General features: G+C 45.2%; 16 protein-coding genes. All 16 read left to right on the top strand.

Going from position 1 to position 11760, the window contains the following annotated elements:
- Nucleotides 1-335: 335 nt before the first annotated feature.
- The 16 genes from WJQ40_RS09155 to WJQ40_RS09080 all read left to right on the top strand — a co-directional run bounded on the left by WJQ40_RS09155 (nt 336) and on the right by WJQ40_RS09080 (nt 11712).
- On the top strand, nt 336-1238 hold the full coding sequence (locus WJQ40_RS09155; RefSeq protein WP_337539509.1) for an ATPase: 903 nt from the start codon (nt 336-338) through the stop codon (nt 1236-1238).
- A gap of 163 nt (nt 1239-1401) precedes the next feature.
- Nucleotides 1402-1962 carry a GNAT family N-acetyltransferase gene (locus WJQ40_RS09150; protein WP_337539506.1) on the top strand — a complete coding sequence of 187 codons (561 nt, stop codon included), beginning with the start codon at nt 1402-1404 and terminating at the stop codon, nt 1960-1962.
- A 7-nt stretch (nt 1963-1969) separates the two neighbouring features.
- A complete protein-coding gene (locus tag WJQ40_RS09145; RefSeq protein ID WP_262574577.1) occupies nt 1970-2302 on the top strand; it encodes a putative quinol monooxygenase in 333 nt (110 codons plus the stop codon).
- Between the two features lie 161 nt (nt 2303-2463).
- Nucleotides 2464-2979: a DJ-1/PfpI family protein gene (locus WJQ40_RS09140; protein ID WP_337539502.1), complete on the top strand. Its 516-nt coding sequence runs from the start codon at nt 2464-2466 to the stop codon at nt 2977-2979.
- A 235-nt stretch (nt 2980-3214) separates the two neighbouring features.
- Nucleotides 3215-3868 carry a class I SAM-dependent methyltransferase gene (locus WJQ40_RS09135; protein ID WP_337539499.1) on the top strand — a complete coding sequence of 218 codons (654 nt, stop codon included), beginning with the start codon at nt 3215-3217 and terminating at the stop codon, nt 3866-3868.
- 187 nt (nt 3869-4055) lie between these two features.
- Entirely contained in the window at nt 4056-4739 is a 684-nt protein-coding gene (locus WJQ40_RS09130; RefSeq protein WP_337539496.1) for a DUF6796 family protein, read from the top strand.
- A gap of 47 nt (nt 4740-4786) precedes the next feature.
- A complete protein-coding gene (locus WJQ40_RS09125; RefSeq protein ID WP_337539493.1) occupies nt 4787-5164 on the top strand; it encodes a hypothetical protein in 378 nt (125 codons plus the stop codon).
- The gene (locus WJQ40_RS09120) at nt 5164-5364 is read left to right on the top strand and encodes a hypothetical protein (RefSeq protein WP_337539491.1); all 201 of its coding nucleotides are present in this window, start codon (nt 5164-5166) and stop codon (nt 5362-5364) included. Before WJQ40_RS09125 ends, WJQ40_RS09120 begins: the two co-directional genes overlap by 1 nt.
- Nucleotides 5365-5377: 13 nt before the next feature.
- Entirely contained in the window at nt 5378-5473 is a 96-nt protein-coding gene (locus WJQ40_RS09115) for a hypothetical protein (protein WP_262574749.1), read from the top strand.
- A gap of 163 nt (nt 5474-5636) precedes the next feature.
- Nucleotides 5637-5732, top strand: a complete 96-nt coding sequence (locus tag WJQ40_RS09110; protein ID WP_337402636.1) for a putative holin-like toxin — start codon at nt 5637-5639, stop codon at nt 5730-5732.
- A gap of 323 nt (nt 5733-6055) precedes the next feature.
- Entirely contained in the window at nt 6056-7336 is a 1281-nt protein-coding gene (locus WJQ40_RS09105) for a DUF6688 family protein (RefSeq protein ID WP_337539488.1), read from the top strand.
- Entirely contained in the window at nt 7333-8145 is an 813-nt protein-coding gene (locus WJQ40_RS09100) for a hypothetical protein (protein WP_337539486.1), read from the top strand. Before WJQ40_RS09105 ends, WJQ40_RS09100 begins: the two co-directional genes overlap by 4 nt.
- A gap of 127 nt (nt 8146-8272) precedes the next feature.
- Nucleotides 8273-9136 carry a DUF368 domain-containing protein gene (locus tag WJQ40_RS09095; protein WP_337539483.1) on the top strand — a complete coding sequence of 288 codons (864 nt, stop codon included), beginning with the start codon at nt 8273-8275 and terminating at the stop codon, nt 9134-9136.
- Nucleotides 9137-9231: 95 nt separating this feature from the next.
- On the top strand, nt 9232-10206 hold the full coding sequence (holA, locus tag WJQ40_RS09090; RefSeq protein ID WP_337539479.1) for a DNA polymerase III subunit delta: 975 nt from the start codon (nt 9232-9234) through the stop codon (nt 10204-10206).
- Between the two features lie 20 nt (nt 10207-10226).
- On the top strand, nt 10227-10682 hold the full coding sequence (locus WJQ40_RS09085; protein ID WP_337539477.1) for a GatB/YqeY domain-containing protein: 456 nt from the start codon (nt 10227-10229) through the stop codon (nt 10680-10682).
- Nucleotides 10672-11712, top strand: a complete 1041-nt coding sequence (locus tag WJQ40_RS09080) for an NUDIX domain-containing protein (RefSeq protein WP_337539474.1) — start codon at nt 10672-10674, stop codon at nt 11710-11712. The genes WJQ40_RS09085 and WJQ40_RS09080 overlap by 11 nt, the downstream gene beginning before the upstream one ends.
- Nucleotides 11713-11760 lie beyond the last annotated feature (48 nt).

Genomic DNA, 11760 nt, shown 5'->3' with positions numbered 1-11760 from the left:
GGCTGGAATGCCCCGCTTGGAGCAGGAAAGAAGAGAAAAAGCGGGAAAAGTGAGTCCGGGCGGGGCATGGAAGAGAAAAAGGGGCTGAGATGCCCAGCGGGGAGCAGGGAAGAAGAGAAAAAGCGGGAAAAGTGAGTCTAGGCGGGGCATGTGAAGGAAAAAGGGGCTGAGATGCCCCGCCGGAAGCGGGAAAGAAGAGAAAAAGCGGGAAAAGTAAGTCTGAGCGGGGCATGTGAAGGAAAAAGGGGCTGAGATGCCCCGCCTGGAGCAGGGAAGAAGAGAAAAAGCGGGAAAAGTAAGTCTGAGCGGGGCATGGGAGAGAAAAAGGGGCTGAGATGCCCCGCCTGGAGCAGGAAAGAAGAGAAAAAGCGGGAAAAGTAAGACCAGGCGGGGCATGGAAGAGAAAAACAGGCAGTGATGCCCCGCCGGGAGCAAAGGAGAAAGGAAGAGAAGGTATGTTTGCAAACTATCAGGAAATAAAAAAGCGGGTACGACATATAGAAGGGGAATTAAAACAAATAGAAGAGATGGAAAAGAACTGGCCGGCAGGTGAACTGATTTGTACAAGAAACAGTGGACGGTATAAGTGGTATTTAAAAAACAGAAAGCAGTCCATATATTTGCCAAAGAGAGAAAGAAAACTTGCCCAGGAATTAGCGCAGAAAAAGTATCACCAGTTACGCAGGACAGATCTGAAAAGAGAATTATCAGCCTGTCAGAAATATATTCATATGGCGGAAACCAATGAAAATCTGTCAGAAAAGATAATGAAACATGCGGAGTATGAACGATTACTGGGTGGACAGTATGAACAGATAAGTAAGGAACTGGAAGGTTGGATGAAGGAAAAGTTTGAAAAAAATACCGGGTATCCGGAAAATCTTATTGTGAAAGGAACACAGGGGAAAATGCTTCGATCCAAGTCAGAGGCAATCATAGATAAGATGCTGTACAGTGCAGGAATTCCATTTCGGTATGAGGATAAACTAGTTTTTGAAAATATGGTATTGTATCCGGATTTTACGATTCGTCACCCGCTGACAGGTGAATTTTTTTATTGGGAGCATTTTGGATTGATGGATGATTATGATTATGTGAACAGAGCCTGCCAGAAAATAAAAATATATTGTGATAATGGAATTATCCCATCAGTGAACCTGATTCTTACCTATGAAACTAAGGATCATCCATTGCCAATTGATCAGGTGGAAATGCTCATTAAAGAATATTTCATGTGAAGCTGTTTTTAAAAGTATAAGAGTACATGAAGCAGTGTTTCATGATATAATAAGACTGCCACACGAAGCGCGTGCAATCCATTCTTAACAGGAAAAAGGACAGAAAATAACATGATAGAATAAATGAAACAGGAACCAGAAATGAAAAAGGGAGAAGAAAATCATGACATTACAGACAGAACGACTGACTTTACGAAGATGGGAGGAAACAGATGCTGAAAGCCTGTACGAATATGCCAGTGATCCGGATGTTGGTCCGATTGCGGGATGGCCGCCTCATAAAAGTATAGAAGAAAGCCGTGAGGTGATCAGAAATGTATTCTGTGGAGAAGAGTGCTATGCGATATGTGAAAAGAGAAGTGGGAAAGTGATTGGTGCGATTGAATTGAAGCTGAACGGACATACAGATATGACGGAGCAGAATGATGAATGTGAACTGGGCTACTGGCTTGGAAAACCATTCTGGGGAAGAGGATATATGCCGGAGGCAGCGGAAGAAATGCTCCGCCATGGGTTTGAAGACCTTGGCATGAATATCATCTGGTGCGGTTACTATGACAGGAACAGCAAGTCGGAGAGAGTGCAGGAAAAGGTGGGATTTCTTTATCATCATACCTGCAGCGAAGTACCGGTTCCCCTGATGAATGAAGTGCGGGTCGGGCATACAAATTATATGACAAAGGAACAGTGGGAAAAGAGGCATACAAAGGCAGAAAAGGAGTGAGAAAGCAATGAGCATAACAGTGAATATTTATTATTCAGGGGAAAATGGAGCAGCCAGAAGATTTGCACAGGAGATGCTTGTAAGTGGTACAGTGGAGCAGTGCAGACAGGAAAAGGGAAACCTGAAATATGAGTTTTTTTATCCGGTTTCGGATCCGGAAACAGTGCTTCTGATTGACAGCTGGACAGATCAGGAGGCGATTGATCTGCATCATGCTTCTCCGATGATGAAGGAAATTATGAAACTGCGTGAAAAATATGATCTGCATATGAATGTGGAGCGGTATGTTTCGGATGAACAGGGAGTTCCTTCCGGTGATCAGAACTTTATCAGGAAGTAGGAGCAGGATGGGTTGTAAAAGGGAAGCTGATTAAGCAGAATGGGGAATAAGATGGAAATAATTTATAAAAATCTGACAGAAAGAGAACTGGATATTTTTATTGAACATAATGATAATTTCATGCAGTACAAAATATGAGGATCAGGACAGAAAGGAGAACAATGAAAAACGTCGTACTTTTATATAATACTTGCTGTATTTATGAAATCTCGATCCTGAATTATTTCCTGAGTGTGACTGGACAGGAGGTACTCTTTGTTTCGTTGGATGGTGACGAAAAAAGAGCAACAGAAGGTTACCGGATCTGCCCGGAATCTGCCCTTTCACAGATAAAGCCGAAGGAAACCGGGTTAGTTATTATTCCCGGCGGGGATATTGAAGAAATTGACAGGGAAGAAGTGTGGAATATTCTCCGAAGGGTGAAGAAACAGGGCGGAATTCTTGCAGGGATCTGTGCAGGAGTGGATGTACTGGAGCACGCGGGAATCCTTGAGGGGATTATTTCCACGCACGTTGCAGATCTTGATGTGGCAGTTTCAGAGCAGGTGATCACGGCAAGGGCGAATGGTTATGTGGATTTTGCCATAGAAGTGGCAAAGAAGCTGGATCTGTTTGAGGATGAGGCAGATCTTCAGGAAACGATCGCTTTCTTCAGGGATCATCAGAGAGCAGACTAATTACATAAAAAGGATGTATTTTTGATCTGCATTATGTTAGAATAACACTGGTTAGAAAAAACTAACCAGTGTTGTTTTTTTGTGACAAAAGGAGGGGAGAGTTTACACAGAAAACAGGCAGAGAACTTTAGATTCCGCATAATGTTATTGTCAGCAGCTATCCGGATTGACAGGGTTGAGACGTTATACACAATAAATATGCTGGATTTAATGAATTAGAATTTGGAGGTGCATTATGGCAGACAAAATACGAAACGCTTATGAATCATCAAAAAATATATATGACGGTGTTCTTACTCAGGGGAATTTTTTTAGCAGAATGTATATCAGGCTGTTTTGGAGTGGTACTGATGACAATGATATAGCGCGAAAGGTCTTATCGTATATTCCTGACGATTTTTCAGGAAATCTTCTGGATGTTCCGGTTGGAACGGCTGTATTTACGGAACACAAATGGAAGTCCCTGAAAAATGCAGATATTACCTGTCTTGACTATAGTATGGATATGCTTGAACAGGCTAAGAGAAGGTTTAATGGGCATGGACATATTAGGTGTGTTCAGGGTGATGTTGGAAATTTGCAAATGGACGATGAAACATTTGATATTGTACTGTCTATGAATGGATTTCATGCCTTTCCCGATAAGAAAAAGGCATTTCAGGAAATATGGCGCGTTTTGAAACCAGGCGGTGCTTTTATTGCCTGTTTCTATATCAAAGGTAAATCCAAAAGAACGGATTGGCTTGTAAAAAATATTCTTGCAAAGAAAGGCTGGTTTTCTCCGCCATTCCAGAATGAGGAAGAACTGAGAGATATTCTGAGGGAAATGTATAAAAAGATCGACCTCCACATTGATGGATCGATGGTATATTTTCACTGTGTGAAATGATGAATAAAAACATATTGTTATTTTCATATATACAAAAGAATGGGTACCATAAGACTGCCACATGAAGTGTGAGAATCCATTCTTGACAGAAAAAATTTATAAGGAGAAGAAGAGAAAAACACCTGGCAAAGTCTGAGAAGAAACTTCCTTTCCGAGAAGAACAGAAGAACGAAGAAATGAGGATGGAATGAAAAAGGAACAGAAAAGAAAAATTACGCAGTTATTATGGTATGGAATCGCAGGAGCAGTGATTACCATGATCGGGGATTTCCTGCTGCTTGGCGTGGATTCGACCGGAGCAGAAGGAGCCATTTCCCAGTATCTCATGGCAGCAGAAAAGATTTCCTATACGAGGATAGGACTGGCAGGGTTCTTTGGCTTTGTAGGAATACCGGTTACCGCTTTTGGCTATTATGCGCTGTATCAGATGATGGAGGATCGGAAAAGTGCAGCCGCCAGATGGTATAAGGCTTCTGTTTATGGGTATGTGGCATTTGGCGGAGCTATCCATATCATATGCTGTTATCTGGTAACAGGTATGAAAAAGGCACTGGAAACAGGAACAGAAAGTGGGGATATACTGTTCATGATCCTAAAGGAACAGGGCGGATATCTGATCCCCTGTTTTGTTGTCTTTTTTGCCTTTTATCTTATCAATGTTATCATGCTTATTTATATCATAGCAAAAAAGAAAACACCGCTTCCGGGCTGGATGTGGATCCTGAATCCTCTTCTTTTCAAGATTCTGATCAATGGATTTGGAAAACTGGGAACCAGTGCATTCTTTAACGGAACAGCCTGTGCCAATATGAGCCTTGGCGCGCTGATCATACTGGTGGCATGGATGATCGTGATAAGGAAAAGAAAATAGAACCCGAAAAATTTTGTAGATCATTTTTGAAAAAAGCTGTGCAGAGAATGAAAAAACCGACAAAATATACGCCGGAAAAAACCTTTACCATTGAAAAGAACGGATTTCATGGAACCTATTATAAGCCGGAAAAGGATAACTATCCGGGAAAAGTGCTGATCGTATTTGGCGGATCGGTGGGAAGCTATATGCTGACTGAAATGTGTACGGGAAAATATTACGAGGCCGGAATCAATGTAATGGCGGTTGCTTACCGGGATGTACCTGGAGCGCCGGATAAGCTGCAGGGGATTCCACTTGAACTGGTTGAAAATGCTATAGAATGGTACAGGGAGTATGTAGCCAAAAAGGTGGCTGTGCTGATGTTAAGTGCAGGCTGTGCTGTACTGTACTGCTTCCGTCGGAGGATATCTGCAAAAAGGTAATGAAGCGGCTTCAGGAAAAGAACTTTGTCTATCCGTACAGGCATCTGCATTACAGAACAGCCAGTCATTATCTCTGTCCGGCAAAGCCACTGACCGCAAAGCTTTTCCGGGTGGAGAGAAAGCAGCCGCAGGCGTGTGACGAAAGCAGGGAAAAGGCCTTTGAGGATACGATGAAGTTTTTGAAGGAAGAGTGGAAATAAAGGGTTTAATAAAATTAAGCAATTGTTTACCTATACAGGAATTCAGATTCGAAATGAGTTCTGGAATTCATATGATGACATGAATGCAAAGATTTTAGAGAGAATCTAGCAGGGGAAATATAATGAAAAAATGATGATAGATTTATTGATGCATTACGGTTTACAGTCTGGAAAAGAACTGATATAATGCCAATTAAGGAAAGTCAGAGAGCAAAGGCGGCCACCCTCTATTATGGAGGGGCTAATCCCTCCGGACAAAAGAAAGGAGGGCGATGCCAATGGTTACATATTCAGAGCTTATAGAGTTCAGTATGTTCATTGTTACCCTTATTGGATTGTGTTATGCAATCTTCAAGGGAAGAAAATAGCCGCCAACTATTCCCAGTAGTCGACGGCTGTACATAAAAGCTTAAACAACTGAGGGTAGGCCGTTTCTCTGGCTTTTCCTCTGTTTAAGAATAGCATATTAGTCAGACAAAATCAAGAAAAGCTGAGAGATTATTTCAAAGTCTAAAAATTTGGCTGATAGTCATGAAAAAATGCTGAATAAAGCATCAAAGAAAAAGACAGAGCAATATGGTTTGAGTGGAAATTGACCTCCAATTGGTGTATGCAATTTATTGCTGAACATAGGATAACATGTTATAGTACAGTTACATTGAAACTGACAGGCACCGGGAGGAGACTGTATATGAAAAAGAACAGGAAATTTGTTTACATCGGACAGATCGCAGGATCGATGATATTGGGATCGCTTGGAGCTGTTGTGCTGAGTGTGGCAGCAGGAGATGGAATGCCGGAATTAAGTTATCTCTTTATGGGATGTCTGTTTTATGGACCTTTTCTATGCTATCCATTTTTCCTGACAGCCTATGAGGTCTATCTGCTGATCAGCAGGATGTACAGTCGTACCAGGCAGAAAGCTGAAGAAATGTCAGGAGAAGCAGCAGTAATCAGACAGCCGGACCCGCTTTTCTATGATTTCTATGTTATGCTGCTGGCTTTTTTTTATGAGCTGCTTTATCTTTTTTTGGGAAAAAGCATCTCATTCCGTGCAGACTGGCAGGAGCAGCTGATCAATGCAGAGATGCACGCACCGATCTATACGGGATCAGTACTGACGATACTCGTGATTGCCTGCGTGGCGCTGACCGGGTTTCTGATCTTAAAGGTCAGTGACGCTTCAAAAACACCACCGCTTGTTACTGTGCTTGCCATGGCAGCAGTTTATCTTGGAGGTGCTCTGCTTGTGATATTTACCTGGCAGGTATATGCGGACTGGATGGATCTGTATCTGGTACTGGTTCCCCTGAATTATTTTCTGATCACAGCACGGATGATCCTTGTGAAAATGGATGAGTACAGGGAGGATCCAGAGAGAAGCAGTAAGATCGACAGCGTTCCTTTCCTTGGGACTGTCAACCATCTTTTAAAAGAAGCAAAGCGCTGGCCGGCAGCGGCGCTTCTGCTGATGTGGCCCCTTCTTGGCATTCTGATTTTGATTCTGCTGCTGTTTGGCCAGGCACCGGATGCCGTGATCAAGGCCTTTACAGAAACCAGCGATTTCAGGCTTTCCGCACAGACCGCTCCGCCAAATGTTATGGTGGATGAGCATTATCTCTGCACGGTGGCAGCAGGTGGAGATAAAAGGATCGTGCATCCCATCAGACGGGGGATTCGCCATGGCCATGAGGTGACAGTGAACAGGCAGCTCTGTATTGCCAATGCTTTTGAACAGATTCTGGAGGAGAGGACACCAGAGCTTCACCGGAGAGTACGGCATTTTTATGATACCTACGGATTTCCGGTAGCCAGGATGATCCGGAAAAGGTGGATCGCAGATCTTGTGTATCTGCTGATGAAGCCGCTTGAATGGTTCTTTGTTATCGTATTGTATCTGACAGAAGTCCATCCGGAGGATCGGATCGCACTGCAGTATACAGGAAAGGGATTACAGGACTTTGCAGGATGAAAAAGAACGGATGGATTGTTATTATTGTTACACTGATCGCTTTACTGCTGCCGGCAGCCGGTATACAGATTGCATTACATGGGAAAACAGTGCCGCTTGATAAGGGACAGCAGGAAATGATCCTGGATGGAACACAGAGCGGCGAAGCAGGAAACGGGGTGCAGACTGATGTATCAGAGAACGGGGTGCAGACTGATGTATCAGAGAACGGGGCGCAGACTGATACGGTACCGGAGGAGCCGACACCGGCTCCTGTGACAGAAGAGCAGAAAGCCTATTATCTGTCTTTGGAAGCTGCCTGCAGTGACACGCTTTCTGATGGTACACAGATGCGTCTGCTTGCGACAGACAGAGCCTGCGGGAGCAGCTATTATACACTGATCGGGGTAAAGGACGGTGAATGTACCTTTGTCAATACCGATCCCTTTAACGGTTCTGGTGGGGAAGCACTTTTTATTACCTTTCCTGATCAGGAAACAGAAGGGAGAGGGCAGACCGGCTATGCCGGACTTGCCTACAGCGGCGGGAGCCTTGGAAGCTTTTATATCACAGAGGACGGAGGCAGATATTTTCAGGCACTGGAGATCAGCGAGCCGCAGATTCCCCTTTCTGATGATACCACCTACTGTCCCTTCATTATGCCGGAGGAGGTTTATGAAGAGAACGGAGCAATTTATCTTGTGATGGGACAGGGACCGGATGGAGATTACCATGATGAGACCGGTTATCCCAGCGGCCTGTACCGGGCAGAAGACGGTCGCACCTTCCGGTACGTGAAAAGTATATACAGGGAACGCGCAGAGGACTAAAGGTGACTTTGGTCCTTTGCATTTCCTGATAAGAAAATGTACAGATTCATAAATCTGCAGGAAAATACATATAGTATCCTGTATAATGACTGCAGGGTAAGGAACCCGGAAAAGGGGACGTACATGTATGAATCAGAAAAAGAAAAATCATGGAACTAAGGGTCAGACCTCCTTTCTGCTGCTGCATTTTCTGCAGGGAGCATTGATCGGCCTTGGAGCTGTGCTGCCAGGGATCTCAGGAGGTGTCTTAAGTGTGGTATTTGGGGTTTACCAGCCTGTTATGGAACTGCTCTCCCATCCGAGATCAGCCATGAAAAGGTATTACCGGATGCTGATTCCACTGATCCTTGGCGGAGGCTTTGGATTTGTGGTGGTAGCCAGGATACTTGGCTTTCTGCTCACCAGATATCCGGATCCGTCTGTCTGTCTGTTTGTAGGGCTGATCGGCGGTATGCTGCCATCACTCTTTCGGGAGGCAGGGAAAAAGGGAAGAAAAAAGAGTGATCTGCTGATGACAGTGGTCTGCTTTGGAATGATCCTGATACTGCTGACCTTATTGCAGATCATTCAGGTTACCATAGCACCGTCATTTGGCTGGTATCTGTTCTGCGGCTTCTGTATTGCGTTAAGCGTGATCGCACCCGGTATGAGCTTTTCCACACTGCTGATGCCGCTGGGACTGTATACGCCGCTTGTGGATGGGATCGGGAGACTGGACATGGCGGTTCTGATCCCGGCAGGGATCGGGGCACTTCTTACTGTGCTTTTGCTGGCAAGGGCAGTGACGGTGCTGATGGAGCATCATTATGCCATGGTATTTCATGGAATCGTCGGAATCGTCATGGCAGCTACACTTGTGATCATTCCCTTCAGGAGCTTTACGGTGAGCGCTTTTTCCTGCGTGAATAATCTGCTCTGCCTGGCAGTCGGTATTGTGGCAGCCCTGCTGTTGGATCAGTTTAATCAGAGGATCGAAGTGCCGGAGGACTAAATACGATCAGGGAGGCGAAAAAAGAATTGATTCCCGGTGAGGATGTGATAAACTGAGAAGGTAGAATTTTGTAAGGACTTTCGAAGGCAGGGCACATGCAGAGGATCAATGATGATATCAAGACAGGACAATTGAAAAAGAGCTATCTTCTCTGCGGTGAGGAGGCCTATCTCCGGAAGCAGTACAGGGACAGACTGAAGGAAGCCATCATCGGTGATGATACCATGAACTATTATTACCATGAGGGAAAGGAGCTTTCCACAGGGGAGATCATTGATCTTTCCGAGACGCTTCCCTTTTTTGCAGAGCGGAGGCTGATCCTCCTTGAAAACAGCGGTCTTTTTAAAAGCGGTGGTGAAGAACTGGCGGATTATCTGAAGGGTGATACCGGAAGCACCTATTTCGTTTTCGTGGAGGCAGAAGCGGATAAGAGAAGCAGACTTTACAAGACGGTAAAGGATGCCGGCTATGTGGCAGAATTCAAGGTACAGGAGGAAGCAGTCTTAAAGAGATGGATCGTATCCAGAGTCAGGAAGGAAGGCAAGGAAATTTCCGGACAGGCAGTTGATCACCTGATACGGATGACAGGTACTGATATGGAGACGATCAGCAGGGAGCTTGAGAAGCTGTTCTGCTACTGTCTTGACAGACCGGAGATCACCGGCAGTGATATGGATGCCATCTGTGTGAAGCAGCTGACAAGTCACATTTTTGATATGGTAGGAGCTATCGCAGAGAAGAAGCAGAAAAGGGCGCTTTCTCTTTATTATGAGCTGGTGGCACTGAAGGAGCCGCCCATGCGGATCCTGTTTCTGGTAGCAAGACAGTTTAACCTTCTTCTGCAGGTGAAGGAGCTGAAGAAAAAGGGGTATGCCAATAAGGCGGTCGGGGAAAAGGTAGGCCTGCCTGCCTTTATAGCCGGGAAATATATGGCGCAGGCAGACGGCTTTTCAGAGGAAGAGCTGAGGGCAGCCTTAAGAGCCTGTGTGGAAGCGGAAGAAGCAGTCAAGACAGGAAGAATGAATGATAGCATGAGCCTTGAGCTTTTGATTATCAGATACAGCAGTTAAGAGGAAAGGAAGTAACGGTCATGAGTATGGCAGACAAGGTACGCAGCGAAATGGTTGCGGCAATGAAAAACAAGGAAAAGGACAGAAAGGATGCACTTTCCATGCTGCTTTCTGCATTGAAGAACAAAGCTATCGACAAGAGAGAGGATCTGACAGAGGCTGAGGAATTCGAGGTAGTCAAGAAGGAAATCAAGCAGACGAAGGAAACCATGGAGCTTGCACCGGCAGACAGGGAAGATATTAAGGAAGCCTGTGAGAAGAGACTGGCAGTTTATCAGGAATTTGCACCGGAAGAAATGAGTAAAGAGGCTGTCCTTGCGGAGGTAAAGGCGGTTCTTGCAGCACTTGCCATTGATGCACCTTCCATGAAGGACAAGGGTAAGGTCATGAAGGAGCTGATGCCAAGAGTCAAGGGAAGAGCAGACGGCGGCATGGTTAATAAGATCGTGGGAGAAGTACTGAACGGTGAAAAGTAAGCTGACTACTCTCTGCTACATTGAAAAAGAGAACTGTTATCTGATGCTCCACCGCGTGAAAAAGGAGCAGGATATCAATAAGAATAAATGGATTGGTGTAGGAGGCCACTTTGAAGAAGGAGAGAGTCCGGAGGACTGTCTCCTTCGTGAGGTCTTTGAGGAAACGGGACTGACCCTGACCTCATACCGGTTCCGTGGGATTGTGACCTTCTGCAGTGAGAATTATCCGACAGAATATATGTGTCTTTATACGGCAGATGGCTATACGGGAACCCTGACAGAGTGTACAGAAGGGGAGCTTGCCTTTGTTGCCAGAGAAGAGATCACGAAGCTGAAGCTCTGGGACGGGGACAGACTGTTCCTTGAGCTGTTAAAGGAAGAGAGACCTTTCTTTTCCTTAAAGCTCTGCTACCATGAGGATGGAACCTGGTACCGGGCGGTGCTGGACGGGCGGGAGCTTGAGCTTTTTGATATCTGTGATGAAAAGGGAGAGCCTACCGGGGAAGTGATGGAGCGGGGCATGGTACATCACTATGGAAAGATGCACAGGACAGCCCATATATGGATCGTGAACCGGATGCCGGATGGCTCTTATCAGGTGCTTCTGCAGAAAAGGAGTAAGAAGAAGGATTCGTATCCGGGATACTATGATATTTCATCAGCAGGCCATATCCATGCAGGGGACAGCTATCTGCCATCGGCACGGAGGGAGCTTGCCGAAGAGCTTGGTATCGAAGCAGGAGAAGAGGAGCTGCAGCTGATCGGATACCACAGGGCAGACTTAAGGACATCCTTTTATGGAAAGCCTTTTCTGGATCAGGAGATCAGTGCTGTTTATCTTTATGAAAAGCCGGTCCGGATCGCTGATCTTATCCTTCAGGAAAGTGAAGTGGAAGGTGCAGCCTTTTTTGAACTGGAGGAGGCACTTTCAAAAGTCAGAAACGGCACCCTGCCAAACTGCATCTACGAGGATGAGCTGCAGATGGTGAAGGATGCTCTTATTTCGATGGGAAAATACCAAGAAGACTGACCGAGAGCTTTTCTTCCTGTAATATGTTCATAGTGATCCTCCTGTTTT

This window comes from Suilimivivens sp. (assembly GCF_037359455.1).
Taxonomy (GTDB): domain Bacteria; phylum Bacillota; class Clostridia; order Lachnospirales; family Lachnospiraceae; genus Suilimivivens; species Suilimivivens aceti.
This window is presented reverse-complemented; position numbering and strand designations above follow the sequence as displayed.